This is a genomic window from Haladaptatus sp. DYSN1 (genome assembly GCF_029489995.1).
Taxonomy (GTDB): domain Archaea; phylum Halobacteriota; class Halobacteria; order Halobacteriales; family Halococcaceae; genus QDMS2.
In genome coordinates, this window is the sequence record NZ_CP120472.1 from 443771 (window position 1) to 462608 (window position 18838).

At 63.9% G+C, this 18838-nt stretch carries 18 protein-coding genes; 11 read left to right on the top strand and 7 right to left on the bottom strand.

Features of this window, described 5'->3' with window-relative positions:
* Window positions 1–40 precede the first annotated feature (40 nt).
* Window positions 41–820, bottom strand: coding sequence for an SDR family NAD(P)-dependent oxidoreductase (locus P0648_RS19670; RefSeq protein ID WP_276248890.1), 780 nt, complete (start codon window positions 818–820; stop codon window positions 41–43).
* 115 nt (window positions 821–935) lie between these two features.
* Between P0648_RS19670 and P0648_RS19675 the strand changes: the two genes are divergently transcribed.
* On the top strand, window positions 936–1277 hold the full coding sequence (locus P0648_RS19675; RefSeq protein ID WP_276248891.1) for a cupin domain-containing protein: 342 nt from the start codon (window positions 936–938) through the stop codon (window positions 1275–1277).
* 18 nt (window positions 1278–1295) lie between these two features.
* Here P0648_RS19675 and P0648_RS19680 read toward each other — a convergent pair whose 3' ends face one another.
* Window positions 1296–2072: an SDR family NAD(P)-dependent oxidoreductase gene (locus tag P0648_RS19680; protein ID WP_276248892.1), complete on the bottom strand. Its 777-nt coding sequence runs from the start codon at window positions 2070–2072 to the stop codon at window positions 1296–1298.
* A gap of 139 nt (window positions 2073–2211) precedes the next feature.
* Between P0648_RS19680 and P0648_RS19685 the strand changes: the two genes are divergently transcribed.
* Together P0648_RS19685 and ilvC are read left to right on the top strand one after the other, a co-directional pair.
* A complete protein-coding gene (locus tag P0648_RS19685) occupies window positions 2212–3306 on the top strand; it encodes a mandelate racemase/muconate lactonizing enzyme family protein (protein ID WP_276275207.1) in 1095 nt (364 codons plus the stop codon).
* A 60-nt stretch (window positions 3307–3366) separates the two neighbouring features.
* Window positions 3367–4395: a ketol-acid reductoisomerase gene (gene ilvC / locus P0648_RS19690; RefSeq protein ID WP_303659392.1), complete on the top strand. Its 1029-nt coding sequence runs from the start codon at window positions 3367–3369 to the stop codon at window positions 4393–4395.
* Between the two features lie 15 nt (window positions 4396–4410).
* Here the strand turns inward: ilvC and P0648_RS19695 are convergent, their stop codons facing one another.
* The 3 genes from P0648_RS19695 to P0648_RS19705 all read right to left on the bottom strand — a co-directional run bounded on the left by P0648_RS19695 (window position 4411) and on the right by P0648_RS19705 (window position 7147).
* Complete coding sequence (locus P0648_RS19695; RefSeq protein ID WP_277506142.1) at window positions 4411–4785, bottom strand: cupin domain-containing protein; 375 nt, start codon at window positions 4783–4785, stop codon at window positions 4411–4413.
* A 68-nt stretch (window positions 4786–4853) separates the two neighbouring features.
* Window positions 4854–6113 carry a phosphopyruvate hydratase gene (eno, locus tag P0648_RS19700; protein WP_277506143.1) on the bottom strand — a complete coding sequence of 420 codons (1260 nt, stop codon included), beginning with the start codon at window positions 6111–6113 and terminating at the stop codon, window positions 4854–4856.
* Window positions 6110–7147, bottom strand: coding sequence for a phosphotransferase family protein (locus P0648_RS19705; protein WP_277506144.1), 1038 nt, complete (start codon window positions 7145–7147; stop codon window positions 6110–6112). Before P0648_RS19705 ends, eno begins: the two co-directional genes overlap by 4 nt.
* Before the next feature lie 142 nt (window positions 7148–7289).
* Here P0648_RS19705 and P0648_RS19710 point away from each other — a divergent pair, with 142 nt between their 5' ends.
* The 3 genes from P0648_RS19710 to P0648_RS19720 all read left to right on the top strand — a co-directional run bounded on the left by P0648_RS19710 (window position 7290) and on the right by P0648_RS19720 (window position 11209).
* Window positions 7290–8087, top strand: coding sequence for an HpcH/HpaI aldolase/citrate lyase family protein (locus tag P0648_RS19710; protein WP_276248897.1), 798 nt, complete (start codon window positions 7290–7292; stop codon window positions 8085–8087).
* A 99-nt stretch (window positions 8088–8186) separates the two neighbouring features.
* Entirely contained in the window at window positions 8187–9881 is a 1695-nt protein-coding gene (locus tag P0648_RS19715) for a TCP-1/cpn60 chaperonin family protein (RefSeq protein ID WP_277506145.1), read from the top strand.
* Window positions 9882–9946: 65 nt separating this feature from the next.
* Window positions 9947–11209: a mandelate racemase/muconate lactonizing enzyme family protein gene (locus tag P0648_RS19720; protein ID WP_276248899.1), complete on the top strand. Its 1263-nt coding sequence runs from the start codon at window positions 9947–9949 to the stop codon at window positions 11207–11209.
* A 1-nt stretch (window position 11210) separates the two neighbouring features.
* On the opposite strand, the gene P0648_RS19725 is transcribed toward P0648_RS19720, so the two are convergent.
* Entirely contained in the window at window positions 11211–12404 is a 1194-nt protein-coding gene (locus P0648_RS19725; protein WP_276248900.1) for an iron-containing alcohol dehydrogenase, read from the bottom strand.
* Window positions 12405–12543: 139 nt separating this feature from the next.
* Here P0648_RS19725 and P0648_RS19730 point away from each other — a divergent pair, with 139 nt between their 5' ends.
* The 4 genes from P0648_RS19730 to P0648_RS19745 all read left to right on the top strand — a co-directional run bounded on the left by P0648_RS19730 (window position 12544) and on the right by P0648_RS19745 (window position 17192).
* A complete protein-coding gene (locus P0648_RS19730; RefSeq protein ID WP_277506146.1) occupies window positions 12544–13293 on the top strand; it encodes an HAD-IIA family hydrolase in 750 nt (249 codons plus the stop codon).
* A gap of 75 nt (window positions 13294–13368) precedes the next feature.
* Window positions 13369–13878 carry an LUD domain-containing protein gene (locus P0648_RS19735; RefSeq protein WP_276248902.1) on the top strand — a complete coding sequence of 170 codons (510 nt, stop codon included), beginning with the start codon at window positions 13369–13371 and terminating at the stop codon, window positions 13876–13878.
* Entirely contained in the window at window positions 13875–16070 is a 2196-nt protein-coding gene (locus tag P0648_RS19740) for an LUD domain-containing protein (protein ID WP_276275205.1), read from the top strand. The genes P0648_RS19735 and P0648_RS19740 overlap by 4 nt, the downstream gene beginning before the upstream one ends.
* A gap of 36 nt (window positions 16071–16106) precedes the next feature.
* Window positions 16107–17192: a hypothetical protein gene (locus P0648_RS19745; RefSeq protein WP_276275204.1), complete on the top strand. Its 1086-nt coding sequence runs from the start codon at window positions 16107–16109 to the stop codon at window positions 17190–17192.
* Here the strand turns inward: P0648_RS19745 and P0648_RS19750 are convergent, their stop codons facing one another.
* Window positions 17193–17540, bottom strand: coding sequence for a cupin domain-containing protein (locus P0648_RS19750; protein WP_276275203.1), 348 nt, complete (start codon window positions 17538–17540; stop codon window positions 17193–17195). It abuts the gene before it with no gap.
* A 93-nt stretch (window positions 17541–17633) separates the two neighbouring features.
* Between P0648_RS19750 and P0648_RS19755 the strand changes: the two genes are divergently transcribed.
* Window positions 17634–18800 carry a mandelate racemase/muconate lactonizing enzyme family protein gene (locus tag P0648_RS19755; RefSeq protein ID WP_277506149.1) on the top strand — a complete coding sequence of 389 codons (1167 nt, stop codon included), beginning with the start codon at window positions 17634–17636 and terminating at the stop codon, window positions 18798–18800.
* Window positions 18801–18838: the final 38 nt, after the last annotated feature.

Here is an 18838-nt window from a genome sequence, read left to right on the forward strand (position 1 = left end):
ATAGTAGTACGTAAAAACCCCATCATCCGTATCCTACTCGTTACTTCCCTTCACTCCCCCAGGCGTAGGCCGACCAGCCACCGTCTGCGGTGAGCACCTCGCCGGTCACGAAGTTGTTCTGGGCGGCGAGAAACAGCACGCAGTTGGCCATCTCCTCGGTCGACCCGTACCGCCCGAGTGGCGTCCGGTTCTGGATGTCCTGGTCCGTGTAGCCCGCGGATGCCTGGGACTGGTCGGTGATGGCCGTCCGGATGTACCCGGGTGCGAGGGCGTTCACGTGGATGTCGTGTTCTGCCCATTCGACGGCGAGCGTTCGCGTCATGTTGTCGACGCCGCCCTTCGCCGCACAGTAGGGTGTTCGGCGGTCGAGCCCCATCGAACCCATCATGCTGGAGACGTTGACGATGGCCCCGCCGTCGCCCTGTTCGATGAGTTGGCGACCCGCCGCCTGCGACCCGTAGAAGACCCCCGAGAGGTCCACGTCGATGACCTTCTGCCAGTCGGCCGGGTCCATTTCCTCTGCTGGGCCGATGATGGTCATCCCCGCGTTGTTCACCATCACGTCGAGCCGACCGAACCGCTCTACCGTCGCGTCAACGAGTGCGGCGACGGAATCGGGGTCCGACACGTCCGTCTCGACTGGGAGCGCCGTGCCGCCCGCCGCCTCGATCTCCTCCGACGTTTCAGCTGCTCGCTCGTACGACCGGGAGTTCGTCACGACGTTTGCGCCCTCTGCTGCGAACTTCATCGCGATTGCCTTGCCGATACCTTTGCTCGAACCCGTGACTATTGCTGTCTGGCCGTCGAATTGACCGCTCATGTCTAGGTTTGTGCTCTCACTCCGGGGTAATAGTCCCTTGCCATGGGGCAGTCTTCCGGCGCGAAACCGCTCGATTTCGGGTAAGCTTTAGGAGGGGTGCGTGAGTGTGTCACATATGGACGTAGTCTCACGAAGCGACTGCGACGCACCGGAAGTAATCGACGGCGTGCACCTGGCGCAACTGGCGGCAGGCGACCGGATGAGCGTCCAGCACTTCACCATCGACCCCGGCGCGTACGTGGACGACCACAGTCACGAACACGAACAGGCGGGTTTCCTCCAACAGGGCCAACTCACCTTTATCATCGACGACACCGAGTACACCCTCGAAGCGGGCGACTCGTTCGCCATTCCCGGCGACGTGGTCCACGCGGCGGAGAACCGCGGCGACGAACCGGCTGTCGGCGTGGAAATATTCAGCCCACCGCGGCTGAACCCGCCGTGGGCGAGCGAATAGGAGCCCGCTTTTTTCGACTTATTCGAACGCGCTTGCCGTGAACCCACCGTCGATAGTGACGATTTCGCCGGTCGTGTAGCCCGCCGCGTCGCTCGCGAGATAGATGGCGGCCCCGACGAGGTCTTCGGGCTGCCCGATGCGCGGGATGACCGCCCGCTCTGTCACCTCGCGGTACCGCTCTGAGCCTTCGTGGTAGGCGTCTGCAGTCTGTGGCGTCTCGATGAACCCCGGGCGGATGGCGTTGACCCGGATGTCCGGCGCGAGTTCCTTCGCCGCTGCTTTGGTGAACGAGTCGATGCCGCCCTTCGCCGTCGAGTAGGCGATGAGGTCTTTGATGGTAACCACCGAGGAGAGCGACGCGATGTTGATGATATTTCCGGCGTCCATTCGTCGGGCGAACACCTGCGAGGCGCGGTAGACGCCGTTCAGCTGGATGTCGAGGACGTGTGCCCATTCCTCCTCCGAAACGTCGAGCACGGACTTCCGGGCGATGGCGCTCGGGGAGTTCACGAGAATGTCTGCGCCGCCGAACTCGTCCTCGACGGCGTCGTAGAGAGTTTCGAGCGATTCCCGGTCACTCACGTCGCAGGTGACTTCGAGCGTCTTCGCCCCCTGGTCGCGAATCTCCCCAGCGACGCGTTCTACTTTCTCCTGGGTACGACTCGTCGCCACGACGTTCGCGCCCTCTGCGGCGTATCCAAGTGCGATGCCCCGTCCGATACCGCTCGTTCCGCCGATGACGACTGCCGTCTTGTCTCGGACGGAGACCGGCGTGTGCGTGTATGTTTCAGACATACTCTACGTTGCTGAGACGAGGACCATAGCTCTTTCCGACCAGTCGAATCCTTCCGATTCACACGCCGGGTATTCGAATGAAGCAGCGGAATCTGTGTCCTGTGCGAACATTTAACAAGCTTCGTCGCGCACCTTATCCATGGAAATTACAGACGTAGAGACCTATACGCTCCATCTTCCTATCGACCGTGTCGTTGGTGACTCGCGACTCAGCGTCACCGATATGTACGTCGTGGTCGTGGAACTTGCCACTGATGCAGGGTATACGGGAACTGGGTGGATGAACTCACTTGGATACGCGCCCGACTTACTCGAACGGTTCGTCGAGTCGCAGTTCGCGGACCTTCTCGTCGGCGAAGACCCCTTCGCCACCGAGGCGATTCGAAAAAAGCTCCGTGCACAAACGGTCTACTACGGCGAACTCGGTATCTCCGCGTGGCCGAGGGCGGCCATCGACGTCGCCTGCTGGGACATCAAGGCACAGGCCGCCGGGCAGCCGTTGTACAAACTCCTCGGCGGAGAGGAAGACAGAGTCCGGGCGTACGCTTCGAGTATGGACGCCCACCACGACCTCGACGAATTGGCCGACCTCCATGGCGGATTTGCGGAGCAGGGATTTACCGCTTTCAAGACAAAAGTCGGGGACAAATCGCCGGCAGAGGAGGCAAGGCGTATCGCGGAAGTCCGCGAGGCGGTCGGGCCGGCTGCCCAAATCTTCGTCGACGCGAATCAGGCGTGGACCGTTTCGGAGGCAATTCGAACCATCGACGCGATGGCCGCCCATGGGCTCGACTGGGTCGAAGAACCAATCTCCGAGTTCGACCTCGCGGGCCATCGACGAGTGGTGGAGGCAACGGAACCACCGCTCGCCACCGGGGAGATGATAAACCGACCCGAGCAGTTTCGCTATCTGCTCGACAGCGGCGGGATGGAAATTGCCCAACCCGACCTCGTCCGCGGCGGTGGCGTCACGGGTCAGATGGCAATCGCGAACCTCGCCGCCACCTACGACGTCCCTGTCGCAACCCACTTCTACTATACCATCAGTTCCCACATCGTGAGCGCAGCGCAGACGGGCTTCATCGTCGAATACATTCCTGAGTACGACGTCGGCCCGGTGCTCGACCCCACTCCCGTCGTCGAAGACGGCCACGTCGTCCTCCCGGATACGCCAGGTCACGGCTACCGTATCGACCCAGCAGAGAAAGAGGCACGACTGGTTTCGTTCGACTGAGGGGCGGGCGCGTTTTGGTCGCGTCTGTCCGACCGGTAAAGCCTTGACACATGCTCACAAATCACTCGGCTGATGGCAGCTACAGAGACGACGATTTACCACGATGCAGACGCGACGCTATCGACTCTCGACGAGCGGGCGGTGGCGATAATCGGCTATGGCAACCAGGGGCGTTCGCAGGCGCTCAACCTGCGCGATTCCGGTGTCGAAGTGGTCGTCGGCAATCGGTCTGACGATTACCGAGAAACCGTCGAAGACGATGGATTCGAATCCCTCAGCATTCCCGAAGCGGCGGCCGCGGGCGACATCGTGTGCCTGCTCATCCCCGACGAAGTCGCGCCAGCGGTGTACGACGAACACATCCATCCGAATCTGGAGGAGGGTGACGTTCTCTACTTCTCTCACGGCTACAACATCACCTTCGACCTTATCCAACCACCGGAGACGGTGGACGTGGTGCTGGTCGCACCGCGGATGGCCGGCCCGTCTGTGCGCACCCTGTACGAGGCGGGCAAGAGTTTCCCGAGCATCATGGCGGTCGAACAGGACGCCTCCGGCGAGGCGACGGCTATCGCGCTGGCGCTCGCGAAGGGTATCGGTTCGACGCAGGCGGGCGTCGTCGAGGGCACCTTCGACATGGAGACGAAGGTGGACTTGCTCTCAGAGCAGGCGCTCGTGCCGATGATGATGGGCGCGTTCCAGGCGAAGTTCGAAGTCGAGCGCGCCCACGGCATCCCCGAGGAGATCATCATGTCCGAACTTTACCTCTCGACCGAACTCGCGGAAATTTTCGAGTTGATGGCCGCAGAAGGGTTCCTCGGACAGTTGCCGTACCACTCGCCGACGAGCCAGTACGGTCAACTCTCGCGGGCCGACGAGTTCGTCGCTGAGTACGTCGAACCGCTCAAGGAGTTCACCGAGGAGCAACTCCGGAACATCGACAACGGGTCGTTCGTCCGCGAATGGAGCGCAGAGCAGTCACTCGACCATCCGGGGCTCAAACGCCTCTACAAGAAACAGCGCAACTCCGACTTCGTCCAGGCCGAACAGCGCACCATCGAGAAACTGTTCGACCACGACGAGGACTAACCGAGGCCACCCGGCTTATTCGTCGTTGGCTGGTCTGCCGTCGTCCAGAGCCGGTGGTGCGCCGACGATGAGCCAGACGTGTTCGCCCTCAGTGTCGTTCAACACCTGGCGGCGCGTCTCCGGCGGAATGCGAACGGCCGTCCCCTCGGGCACGTCGTGGAGTTCGTCTTCGATTTTCATCCGGCCCGGCCCGGAGAGAACGTAGTAGAACTCCTCCTGTTCTGTCTGCCGGTGATAGCTCATCGCGTCCCCCGGCGAGAGGTACCACACCTTCGGTCGCATCTCCGTACAACCGAGTTCGCTGACCAAATCGACGTGGTCGGTCCCGGAACTCGCCGACGGCTTCGGTTCTACGTCGGTTACGAGCGTCATCGAGTAGTCGCCTGTCATACCTTCACATGCGAGAGGGAGGTGATAAATGTCGGGGCTGGTGTGGCGTGCGACCTCCGATGCAATTTTCAGAGGATGGGATCTGCGGCCAGCCCCGTGTCCAGTTCTCGGTCGATTTCGAGCAGGCGATTGTACTTCGCGAGCCGCTCTGACCGGGCGAGCGAGCCGATTTTTATCTGGCCGGCGTCGAGGCCGACTGCCAGGTCAGCGATGGTGGTGTCGCTCGTCTCGCCAGACCGCGCCGAAACGACCGTCGCGAGGCCGACGTCTCGGGCCGTGACCACAGCCTCGCGGGCACGGGTGATGGTTCCGGCTTGATTCGGTTTTACCAAAACCGCGTTCGCCGCTCCAGTCTCGATAGCCCGCTCGATTCGCGCCGCGTCGGTGACGAGCAGGTCGTCGCCGAGCAGCTGCACCCCGTCGAGGCGGGTTGCGAGGCGCTGCCACCCGGCCCAGTCGTCCTCCGCCAGCGGGTCCTCGACGGAAACGAGTGGGTAGCGGTCGGCCCACGAGGCGACGAGGTCGGTCAGTTCGTCGCGGTCGAGCGTTCGCCCCACACTCGACAGTTCGTAGGTTTCGCTCTCGGCGTCGTAGAAGTGGCTCGCCGCGACGTCGACGGCGAATGCAACGTCGTCTCGGTGTGGTTCGAATCCGGCGTCGCGAACGCTGTGCTCGAGCAGGTCGAAGGCGTCGTCGATGCGGTCGAGTGGCGGTGCGTACCCACCTTCGTCGGCGACGAGCGGGCGGTGGCCGTCTGCCTCGATTCGTGCACGGACGGCGTCTCTGACCGCCCATGCGGTTTCGAGTGCTTCCCGGTAGGTGGTCGCTCCGCGGGGCACGACGAGGAAGTCTTGAATCTCAACGCCGCCCCGTGCGTGGAGGCCGCCGCTAAGGATGTTCACCATGGGGCGGGGGAGTCGTCCCGGAGTCTCTGTTGCGAGGGTTTCGTACAGCGGTTCGTCGCGGACGTTGCTCGCGAGGTGTACAATCGCACCGGATACGCCGAGAACGGCGTTGCCGCCGAGTCGCGAGAGATTGTCCGTCCCGTCGCAGTCCTCGATTCTCGCGTCGATTGCACGTTGGTCGGTCGGGTCTGCGCCGACCACTTCCGGTGCGAGTTCCTGCCGGACGGCGCGAACCGCCTCACGGACGCCCCTCCCGTCGTACCGTCCCTCACCATCTCTGCGTTCGAGCACCTCGTGCGCCCCCGTGCTCGCTCCGGACGGAACCGTGAACACGCCGCGTTCTGACGCCGTGTGGGCGGCGACGCGCACGGTCGGGTTTCCTCGCGAGTCGAGCACTTCCCACGCGTCTACGTCGGTAATCATCGCGCTTCCTCCCGGACGAGTTCGACGAACGCCGGGACGCGCTCTACCGGTTCACGTAACGCCCGCGTGGCGATACGCCGGAGGGTGGCCTCCGTCTCCGCGTCCGTGTACTCGACCGGTGACTTCCCGTCCACCCGGGCGAGCATGAGCACCGCGAGTTCCGCTGTCGTGTCGCGTTCCACGTCCCACCCCGCCGCGTCGGTGTAGGCCTCCCAGAAGGCGAGTGCGGCGTCGAGAAACTCCTCACGGTGGGAGGCGACGTGGACGGCCTTGATACAGAGGTGGTTGAGCATGAATCCGGTGTCGAAGGCGGGGTCACCCCAGTGGGCTACTTCGAAATCGAGGACCCAGAGCGCGTCCGTACCCGGGTTGACGAGGACGTTTTTCGGACTGAAGTCGCCGTGGACGAGCGTCCGGTCTGCGGCGAGGACGCGTTCTGCCTCCGCCAGAATCGGCGCTTCGAGTTCTGGATGGTGCTTCGCCGTCGTCCGGTGGTAGGGGTCCACCCGTAACTGGTCGAACGGCGTCTTATCCGCGAACCGTTCGCGGATGTCTGGTCGGCCCGCAGCGACGCGGTGGGCCGTTCCGAGAAACTGACCGAGGCGGTGCGCGACGCTCGCGTCCACCGTCCCTGCGAGCAGGTCGGTTTTCCACATCGTCGCCCCGTCGGGGGCGCAGTCGATGACGATGATGTGGTCGTCGTGACTCTCTGTGGCGACTCCCGGGACGCGAAGGCCAGCGACTGCACCGTTGGCGAGAATCGAGTCGTAGGCGCGAGCGGCGGCCGCCTCGTTGTGCACCCGAGAGACATCTGCGGGCCAGTCGTCCTCCACCGCGAGGTTTGGATGGGGTTGTTTCAGGACGTAGGCCTCATCCCCTGCTTCGACCTTGACGACGGCGTTCGAGACGCCGCCGCCGAGCGATTCTGCCGTCGCGTCTTCGCCGTCAGTGAGCACGTCGTGTCGTCGCAGGTACGACACCGCCGTCTTCGGGGAAAGCGTCGTTCGCTCGCTCGAAGGGTGGTCTTCAGCCATCGGTCCGGTGGGAGCCTCGTTCTGTTCGCATGTGTGGTCAGTGCTAGCTATCGAACCCCGATTACTTTACTGTACGAGGTGACCGGCTTGGTCCGTGTTACCAAGAGAAAGTATCATAGTCATCGAGTGAGTCGGTGACCTCATGGATACAGAGTTCGCGGCAGCGCTCCGGAGCGGTGAGAACCTCGTCGCCAACTGGCTCTCGATTGGGCACCCGAAGGTCGCAGAGATAAACGGCCTCATCGACTTCGACTTCGTCGTCATCGACATCGAGCACACGTCCAACAGCTTAGAGACAGTGGAGAATCTCGTCCGGTCGGTCGATTACGGCAGTTCGCCCGCGGCCATCGTCAGGGTTCCGTGGAACGACCCGGTCGAGATAAAGCGCGTCCTCGATATCGGCGTGGCGGGCGTCATGGTCCCGATGGTCGAGACAGCGGAGGAGGCTCGCGCCGCCGTCGAGGCGATGCGCTACCCACCGGAGGGGATTCGTGGACTCGCCGGGGGACGCGCCTCGGCGTACGGCACAAAGTTCGACGAGTACGTCTCGAAGGCGAACGACGAACTGGTCACCATCATCCAGATCGAGACGAAGAAAGCCGTCGAGAACGCCGCGGAAATCGCCGCCGTCGAGGGCGTAGACGCGCTCTTCGTTGGTCCATCCGACCTCTCTGCGTCGCTCGGTGTGGTCGGTCAGTGGGGCGACCAGAAGGTGCTCGACGCGATGAATCACGTCCTTTCGGTTGCCGGGGACGAAGATGTCCCCGTCGGGTCGTTGGCCGTCAGTGAAGAAGACGTAGACCGGTGGATGGAACTCGGCTTCGACTGGCTCATCGTCGGAACGGACACCCGCTACCTCCTGCAAGGCGGACAGGCGATGAAGGATGCCTTCGATTCGGCGCTCGACACCCGTGACGCCGAACTCCCCGCAGAGGACTGAGACGCGGCAATCACCGTTCTGAAAACCGCCCACTGCGGCCGGTTTCGAGACAGCCGATGACACGGTCACATTTATCACAGGGGTGCCCCAAGAGTGGCCATGGAACGCGGACGCGACGAGATCGGGTATGCCGCCGTCGAAAGTGGCGAGTGGACGATTCGCGACGAGGAGGCGCGCAGATACGTCCAGTTAGCGACGAGGGGGGTCGAATCGCTCGTTCGCTCGACACTCGGCCCGCTCGGCATGGAAAAACAGATTCGCACGAAGAATCTCCAGGACGAACCCGAGACGGTCCAGACCGCAGACGCGAGTCAGATTCTCGACGCCGTCGAACGCGGCGAGGGGTTCAACCATCCCGTCGCCGCATTGTTCGTCGATGCCATCGATTCGATGCAGACGGGGCTCGCAGACGGGTCGACGACGGCCATCGTGCTCACCGCGGCGCTCGTGGACAACGGTCTCGACCGCATTGAGGAGGGACTCCACCCCGGGAACGTCGTCATCGGGTATGCCATGGCCGCCGCCCGCGCCGGCGAGGTGCTCGACGAACTGGCCCGCGAGGTCACGGTCGAAAACACAGTCCGCCTTCGACAGGTCGCCGCGACGTCGATGACGAGCGACCTCGACGCGGAAACACGCGAGACGTACGCGAGTCGGGTGGTAGAAGCGGTGCAGGCGCTCTCTCGGGCGACGGACGGCGAGTGGTTGGACACGGACGACGTGAAATTGCTCAGTGCACCCCCCGGTGAAGGTGGCTTCTACGAGGGACTTATCGTCCGGCGGTTCCCTGGCCCACTCCACGAGTCAGAACGGGCGAAGACCGAGTTCGACTGGTCGCTGCTCGACCCCGTCGAGGATGCGACGGTGGCGCTCATCGACCGAGAAATCGACTTCGAGCGAACCGGTGCCACCTTCGGCGAGGGGAAGGAGTCGGGAGTCACTGTCGAGACGCTCGAACAGTTGGAGACGTACACGCAGGAACTCGACGCGCATCTCGACGGCGTCGCCGCGCAGGTTGCCAGCCTCGGTGTGGACGTGCTCGTCTCCCAGCCGGCGGTCGACGACCGGATTCGCACCGCCCTCGACCGACACGGCGTCGCCGTCGTGGACGAAGTCGAGTACCCGCTCTCCGACGTGTACCGTCTCGCGCGGGCATGCGACGCAACCGTCGTCGGCGACCTCACGGACCTCACGCCGGACCGGCTCGGGACCGTCCCACAGGTAACTGAACGCCGGGTTGGCGACGAGAAGTGGACCTTCTTCGAGGGGTGTGACGGTGGCGTCTTCACGCTCGTCGTGGACGTGGAGACGGAGACGGCCCGTACCCAGCACGAACGCGTACTGGCGGACGCCCTCGAAGTGACGGCGCTTGCGGTGATGGACGCACAGGTGCTTCCCGGTGCGGGCGCACCAGCGATGGCGGTGGCGCAGGAATTGCGCGAGTACGCGCCGACCATCCCCGACGTCGAGCAACTCGCCGTCGAAGCGTTCGCGGAGGCGCTGGAACAGGTGCCCGTCGCGCTCGCGGAGAACGCGGGGGCAGACCCCATCGACGCGCTGGCCGCGCTCCGCGTCGCCCACTCGACCGCAGAAACCCAGCCCGCATCGGTCGGCCTCGCGGCGGACGGTACGACGACCGATGCGTGGGCCGACGGTATCGTCGAGCCTCGTCGGGTGTTCTCACAGGCAATCGAAACGGCGAACACCGTGGCAGAGGAGTTGGTCACGCTCGACGCCGTCCTGTATCCGAACGTCGATTTGGAGACGTACACCCCACGCCCGGAACGGGACTAATCTGTATCCCTAACATTCGTCGGGACCCGAACCTCTTTGTGAGTCGCTAGCAACCGTCTCGGTGTATGCAACAGTCGAAGTACCGACAGTTAGTGGCAGATATGACCGGCGGGCAGGGGTGGCGCGACCTCCGCGAGTCGGGCCAGCGACGCGCTGCCGAACGAGACGTGCAAATCACGGGTATCGAGTGTGTCGTGGTCGAGGGGAACTTCCCGTGGAACCTCATCAAGGTCGAAACCGATTCGGACGTGTACGGCATCGGGGAGGCGTTTCCCGGTCCGGCAGGCGAGTACGTCGAGTTTCTCAAACCCGGGCTGGTCGGGCAAAATCCACTCGACGTAGACCGACTCGTCGAACACATGACCCAGCTCGTCTCGGGACTCGGCGGGTCGCTCGGCTACTCACAGGCGGCGGTGAGCGGCATCGAAATCGCCCTCTGGGACATCGCTGGCAAGGTCACCGGGCTCCCGGTGTACCAGTTGCTCGGCGGAAAGTACCGCGACGAGGTGGAGATTTACGCAGACTGCCACGCGGGTGAGAATCTCGCGGAGGCGACGGACGCAGACCCCCGGGAAATCTACTCGCCCGAGTCGTACGCCAGCGTCGCCCGCGAGGTCGTAGACGAGGGCTTCGACGCGCTCAAGTTCGACCTCGACGTGAAAATCGAGGATGCAGACACGGCAACTCGACGACTCTCGAACGACGCCATCCAGCACAAAATCGACATTGTGGAGGCCGTGCGCGAGGAGATTGGCACCGACCCGACGCTCGGATTCGACCTCCACTGGAACTTCTCGACGGAGACGGCGGTGAAAATCGCACGCGGCGTCGAACCGTTCGACCTCGACTGGATCGAAGACCCGGTTCCACCGGAGAACGTGGACGCCCATCTGAAGGTCACCGACGGGACGCAGACACCAATTCTCGCCGGCGAGAACCTCACTCGCGTCGAAGGGTTCGTCCCGTTCGTCACCGAACAGGCGGTGGACATCATCGCCCCGGACATCCAGAAGTGTGGCGGCCTGCTCGAATTCCGGAAAATTGCGACGCTCGCAGACGCCTTCGACATTCCGGTCGCCCCACACAACATCTCGAGTCCGGTCGGGACCATCGCGAGCGTCCACACCTGCGCGACGGTTCCAAATGCCTTCGCACTCGAATGGCACGCCCGTGAGGTCGAGTGGTGGGACGACATGCACACTGGCGGCCCGCTCATCGAAGACGGCGTCATCGAAGTGCCCGAAAAACCGGGCCTCGGTATCGAACTCGACCCCGACGCCATCGAACCGCATCTGGCTCCGGGGCAGGAACTGTTCGACCTCGCCTGAGTCAGTAGGCGTTTTCGAAGATTTCGACCACGTCCTCCCGGGTGAGTGACCGGGGGTTGCGGTCGATGTTGTGTTTCGAGTATTCGAAACAGGTGTCCGCGAAGTCCGTAAACTCTTCGCGGTCGATTTCGCCGAGGTCGCGGATTTGGGTCGGAATCCCGATGTCCTCGTTGAGCGCGAAGACGGCGTCGACGCTCTTTTTCGCCATGTCCAGCGTGGTGTCGCCGGATTCGCGTTCCTCGCCGAGCAGTCGTGCAATTTCGGCGTAGCGTTCCGGTTCTGCGGGCAGGTTGTACGCCATGACGTGCGGGAGCAAGACGGCGTTCGCGAGGCCGTGGCCGATACCGTACTCGATGCCGAGCGGGTAGGTCAGCGCGTGGACCGCCCCGAGGCCGGAGTTGACGAACGCCTGGCCCGCAATCGTCGCGGCGAAACTCACGTTGTATCGCGCTTCGTCGTTGTTCGGCCCCTGGTGGACTGCGGCCCGAAGGTTGTTCCCGAGCAACTCGATTGCCTGTCGGGCGAGGCCGTCTGAGTACGGCGTTCGAAGCATGGTGACGTAGGCTTCGATGGCGTGGGTGAGCGCGTCCATCCCCGTCGCGGCCGCCACGGGTTTCGGCAGGGATTCGGTGAGCGCGGGGTCCACGATTGCGAGGTCGGCGAACAGGTGTTCGGAGTAGACGACGACCTTGTTCCCGCCGTCCTGGGCGTCGGAGAAGACGCCGATGTGAGTGACTTCACTGCCCGTGCCCGCGGTAGTGGGAAGGAGGACGAGCGGGAGGCCCTTCCCCGGGACGTTCCCCATCCCGACGACGCTCCTGATGGGCACGTCGTGGACGGCGAGCGCGGCGGCGACCTTCGCCGTGTCCATGCTGCTCCCGCCACCCACGCCCAGCACGAGGTCGAAATCGTCTTCGGCGAGGACGGAAACCACGTCCTCGACCATCGAGAGTTTCGGTTCCGGTTTCACGCCGTCGTAGGTGGACACCGTCACGTCGGCGCGTTCGAGCGCGGTAACGACGGGTTCGACGACGCCCGCCGCGACGATGTCCTCGTCGGTGACGACCAGTGCCCGTTCTACCTCCTCCGTCGTGGCGAACTCGACCAGTTCCTCGGTCGCCCCGACGCCGTACCTGATGGCTGCGGGCGAGTGGATGCTGTACGTCTCGGTGATGGTGCTGACCCCGTCTGTCATACGTGGACACACCCGGCAAATCGCCTTATAGCCTTGGACAGCGGAAAGTTCCCACGGCACAGACTGGTCGATTCTCAAGCACCCGTCACCCCACTCATCCGACGTGAGACTCAAGTGCGGGGACGGCGAAGCTCAGGCAATGCTCGCAACCCGGTACGACGCGTTTTGCTTCGACCTCGATGGCGTGGTGTACGTCGGTGACGAACCCGTCCGCGGAGCAGTCGAGTCCATCGCTCGCCTCCGTGAATGTGACACGCCAGTCAGGTTCGTCACCAACAACTCCCGGTCGACTCGCGAGGAAATCGCAGCGCGACTCCGCGACTTGGGCGTTGAGGCGTCTACAGACGAGGTGTTCACCGCCGCCTCGGCGACGGCGCAGTATCTGCAGGCTGAAGGCGTTGAGTCAGCCTACGTTCTCGCCCCGGAGGGATTCAAAACGGAAATTCGGCGGGTGGGAATCGCCGTCACGGATGCACCCGCAGACGCCGTCGTCGTCGGCCTCGACCGCACCGTCACCTACGACGACATCGCGCAAGCAGCGAGACAGATTCTCGACCACGACGCGCGATTCGTTGCCGCGAACGAAGACGGAAGCTACCCGACGCCTCGCGGCCTCGAACCGGGGACCGGCGCGCTCGTCGCGGCGATTCGAGCGACCGTCGGGAGGGATCCCGTGGTGGTCGGTAAACCACACGCGACATTGTTCGAACAGGCACTCTCGGGGCTCTCTGGGCAGATTGCGATGGTCGGCGACTCGCCCGATGCAGACATCGCGGGCGCACGTGCGGCCGGCATCGATGGTATCCTCGTGACCGCTCACGCGAGGGAGACCGCGGACGGACCAGCCCCAGACGAGACTATCACCGACCTGCGGGCGCTGTTCGAGTGAGAGGGGGAAAGCGTTGCCGCGTATGCGTGGCCATGACAAGCAAACATTAACCCACTCCGGTCGAGTGTGACATGTATGGCTACAGAACCGACCGCTTCGTTCGAGACGTCGTTGCGGGCGCAGGGCACAACCCTCACGCAGACGACCAGTGACGAATTCGCCGATGCGGTGGCTGACGCAGTCGTCGAACCGGCTGTCGGCATCGATTTCGAAGACCCGGACCTCTCCTACGGTGACGCACCGGTTACGGTGGACCCGACGCCTGACGAACTGCTTGCTGCCGAGACCGGCGTCACGGGCGTTCGCCACGCCGTGGCCGCATACGGCACCCTCGCGGTTCCTTCAGACGAAAAGGGCTCTGAGGCGGTGAGCCTCTACCCGGAGAATCACGTCGCTGTCGTCAAGCAGAGCCAACTGCTTGAAGACGTGCCGACGCTCGTCGACCAACTCGCTGACGAGTTCGACGCGGGCGACGACAGCCTCGTCCTCGCCACGGGGCCGAGTGCGACCGGCGACATGGGCGCGCTCGTCTACGGCGTCCACGGGCCAAAGAACATCCACGTCATCGTCGTGAGTGACAAATGAGCGACGCACGACGCAAGGCGGAACACATCCGCCACCTGCTCGAAACCGAACGCGACACCATCCACGAAAACACGGTTCACATGAACCGCGAGCGGTACGACGCCATCGAGCGCTTCGACAGCTACGAGGCGGCTCGTACCGAAGCCCGCGCAATCAAGGAAGACGCCATCGCAAACCTGCCGGACCTCCTCGACCAGGTCAGAGAGAGCGTGGAGGCGAACGGCGGGACGGTCTACCTCGCAGACGACGACGAAGACGCGAACCGCTACATCGAGTCGGTCATGGACGAGAAAGACGCAGAGTCTCTCGTAAAGAGCAAGTCGATGACCACGGAAGAACTCGAACTCAACGACCACCTCGAAGCGGCCGGGTTCGAAGTGTTCGAGACGGACCTCGGCGAGTTCGTGATTCAGGTGGCTGGTGAGGCTCCCTCCCATCTCGTCGGTCCGTCGCTCCACAAATCGACGGCGGAAATCGCGGAGCTGTTCAACGGCCACTTCGACCTCGACGAACCGCTCGAAACCGCGGAGGAACTGACGAACTTCGCCCGGGACTACCTGCTCGACAAAATCGTCGAGGCCGACGTGGGCATGACCGGCGCGAACTTCGTTCTCGCGGAGAGCGGGAGCATCGTCATCGTCACGAACGAGGGGAACGCTCGCAAGTGTGCGGTCACGCCCGACACCCACGTCGCCGTGGCGGGCGTCGAAAAACTGCTCCCTTCCGTCGAACAACTCACTCCCTTCACAGAACTCATCGCTCGCGCGGCGACGGGACAGGACTTCCCGCAGTACATCTCGATGTTCTCGCCGCCGGTCGATTCGCCGGCACTCAATTTCGATTCCGACGCCCCACTCTCTGAAGCCGAGGGTGACCGCAACTTCCACCTCGTGCTGGTGGACAACGGCCGCCTCGACATGCGCGAAGACGACCAGTTGCGCGAGACGCTCTACTGCATCCGGTGTGGGGCCTGTGCGAACACCTGCGCGAACTTCCAGCACGTCGGCGGCCACGCCTTTGGCGGCGAGACCTACACCGGCGGCATCGCCACCGGCTGGGAAGCGGGCATCTACGGGACGGAGACCGCGGGCGAGTTCAACGACCTCTGTACCGGGTGTTCGCGGTGTGTGACCGCCTGCCCGGTGAAAATCGACATTCCGTGGATTAACACGGTCGTCCGCGACCGGGTCAATCGCGGCGAGGACACGGAACTCGACTGGCTCGTAGACGGCCTCACCCCCGACGAAGAGGAAGGTGGCATCGACCTGCAGAAACGCTTCTTCGGCAACTTCGAGACGGTCGCCAAACTCGGGAGCGCGACAGCCCCGCTCTCGAACTGGGTCGCACAGGCAGGTCCGGTCCGCGACCTAATGGAACGAACTGTGGGCATTGACAGTCGCCGCGACCTGCCTTCTTTCGAGCGCACGACCCTCAGAAAATGGTTCGACGCCCGAGGTGGGTCAGCGGTGGCCGACGCAGAGCGCGAAGCCGTGCTCTACGCGGACCCCTACACGAACTACGTGCAGGTCGAGCGCGGGAAAGCGGCGGTTCGAACTCTCGAAGCCCTCGGTGTTCGCGTCCACATTCCCGACGTGACCGAGAGCGGGCGCGCACCCCTCTCGCAGGGGATGATTTCGACGGCCGACGCCCGGGCGAGCGAAGTGTACGGTGCGCTCGTAGAACACGTCGACGCCGGGCGCGACGTGGTCGTCGTCGAACCGAGCGACCTCGCGATGTTCAGAAGCGAGTACGAGAAGTTGCTTCCCGAACGCTCCCACGAACGTCTCTCAGACGCGAGTTACGAGGTGTTCGAGTACGTCTACGGACTGCTCGAAAACGGCGCGGACCCAGAAGCACTCGCGGACGGGCGCGGGCGCGAAATCGCCTACCATAGCCACTGTCAGCAGCGCACCCTGGGGCTCGAAGCCTACACCGAGGCCGTGCTCAACGACCGCAACTTCGACGTCGTGACCTCGGACGCGGAGTGCTGTGGGATGGCCGGGTCGTTCGGTTACAAAACCGAATACTACGAACTCAGTATGGACGTCGGTGCGGATCTCCGTGACGAGTTCGCGGGCCACCACGACCGCGAGAAGGTCGCGAGTGGGACCTCGTGTCTCGAACAACTCGACGCCGTTTTCGACGACGGCACGCGCCACCCAATCGAACTCATCGCCCCCGACCGGTCGTAAGGGGGCCTTCCCTCACTCACCGACGCAAATAGTACCATGGAATCGACCGACAGAACACAATTCACGCGGGCGATTCGTGCACTCTCAGCGGACGGATTCGTCCAATTCGTCGCCGCGCTCTGGGAAGCACGCGGATGGGACACCACCGTTTCCGGTGTCTTCGTCACGGCGACGCAATCCGATTCTCGGGTCGTCATTCGCGTCGTGAGCAGCACGCTCGCCACCGCGTTCGCGCCCCTCATTAGCGATGAGGTAGACCTCGTCGTCGCGCGAACGCCGCTCGCCGTTGCCTTTCTCTCACGAACTCATCAGACCGAGACGGTGGTGTCTGAATCCGCCCTCGCAGAACGCTTCCTGTACGGCCTCTCCGGCCCGGACCGAGAGCAACTCTGGGAGGACCACCTCGAAGCAGGGCCACTCGGCCCGTCTCACTGGGAGCGGGTCGAAACGACGGGGGCAGCCCTCGGGCGTGTTCGCACCTCACTTACGGGCCGCCGTGCTCGTTCCCGACTCGCCGCGTTCGCCGTCGTCGTGGCCGTTGCGGCCCTCGTGACCCAGGCGGGAATCCTCTCGAACGTGCCTGTAATGGGTGGCAACCAGCCAGACTCGACGGCAACGGGAACGTCCATCTCGGCAACCCCAGTCGAACCGGCGGCCGCCGCGATTGCCTCCGACATTCCGTCGGCCTGTCCGCCGCCGCCGACCACGGCCCATCCGAAGACACTGCGTCCGCGGGTCGTGACCGGCGCGTCGGCGACGGGACTGGAGGGGTGGACGAGCGATTTCGAGATGAATCTCACATCGTACGACCCGAACGACTACACGAGCGGCGAAGCACCGGTCGTGACCCACGTCGTCGCCTACGAGACGCCCGCGAACCGAACCTACCGCGTCGATATCGACCGCTGGCAATCTGTCTCGCGGGCCGGTCAGGAACGCAATCAGACGGTCCAGGAGGGGGACGACGACATTCTGCGATGGGGTGCCTACACGGTACGTGTGCGGTCCCTCGATAACGCTTCGAGCGCCGACGCAGATATTCGCGAATTATTCGCGGCGGTCACGTCCCCGGACGGAACGAAACTCGGCGTGGTCTGCGTGGACGCGCTCACCGACCAATAATCAGAGATGGTCGAACAACTCTCGGTAGGAGTCACGGGCGGGGGTGAACACGTCGATGGCGACAGCGGGTTCCTCGCCGCCTTCGACGCCGTGTTTGTGCCCCGGCGGGACGTAGTAACCGTCGCCCTTCTCAACTTCGCGGGTCTCGTCGCCGGTGAACGTGAACGCGCCCTCCGCGACGTAGCCTGCCTGCTCGTGGGGGTGGTCGTGGATTCTGAGGGTCGCCCCCGGCGCGATGTCCACGCGGACGACCATCAGGTCGTCGCTGCTCACGAGTGGCCGCAGTTCGATTCCGTCGTCGGCCTCGTAGGCGTCCAGTACGTCCGCTGGCTGTACGGTCAGTGCCATGTCATCGCGTCACGGGCCAGCGCATAAGCCTTTGCGGTAGGTTGGGGGGTGGGCGACCGGAACCTTATATCATTGCTCACCGTCGTCTCAGCCATGCGAATCACTGACGTACGAGCGGTTCCGCTGTCGAACCGGATTCCGGAGGAAAAACGTCACCGAACCGACCTCGGGACGAAGATCAAAACCGACACGACGCTCGTTTTCGTGGAGACGGACGACGGCCACCGGGGCGTCGGTGCGTCACTCGGCAATCCGCCGACGATTCAGTCCATCGTCGAACACGAACTCGCGCCGCTGCTGAAGGGCGAAGACCCGCTTTACACAGAACGCCTGTGGGAAAAGCTGTACAACGGGTCGCGATGGAAACCGTCGCTCGAACGCGGGTACTCTCAACCACGTGAGGACCGCCGGGGACTCACGCTCGAAGCGATTTCGGGGCTCGACATCGCCCTCTGGGACCTGAAGGGAAAGGCACTCGACCAGCCCATCTACCGCTTGCTCGGCGGGGTGCGTGACTCCATCCGAGGCTACGCGAGCGGTGGCTGGGCACCCGGCGACGAAGCGGAAGCCGAGATGCGCGGCTACGCAGACCAGGGGTTCGACGCCGTGAAGATGCGCGTGGTCGGAAAGGACGGTTTCTCCATCGAGAACACCGTCCGCCGGGTCGAGGCCGCCCGGCGGGGCATCGGCGACGACGTGGAGCTGATGATTGACGCCCACGGGTCGCTCGACGTTTCGACCGCTATTCGCCTCGCCGACCGGCTCGAACCCTATGACCTCGCGTGGTTCGAAGAGCCGATTTCGCCCGACGACCACGCCGGCCTCGCGGAAGTGCGCCGGGCCACGACCATCCCCATTGCAACTGGCGAGCGCGAGTGGACGCGCTTTGACTTCCAGAGCCTCTTTGCACAGGGCGCGACGGACATCGCCCAGCCGGACGTTTCGCGGGCGGGTGGCATCACGGAAATCAAGCGCATCGCGGCGCTCGCCTCCGCGCACGGTCTCCGGGTCGCCCCCCACGCCTGGGGGAGCGGCGTCCTCGTCGCCGCGAGCATCCACCTCGCCATGGCGATTCCCAACTGCCACATCCTCGAAGTCGGGCAGGCCCACATGCCGCTCATGACCGACCTCTTCGAGGAGTCGTTCGACATCCGCGACGGGCGCGTTTACGCCCCCGACGAACCCGGCCTCGGCTTTACGCTCCGGGAGGACCTCATGGACCGTTTCGAGTACGAAGAAGGTCCGGAATACGTCTTCTGAGCAGGATAGTTACCGAAAGCGGCAGTTCTTTGTACTCA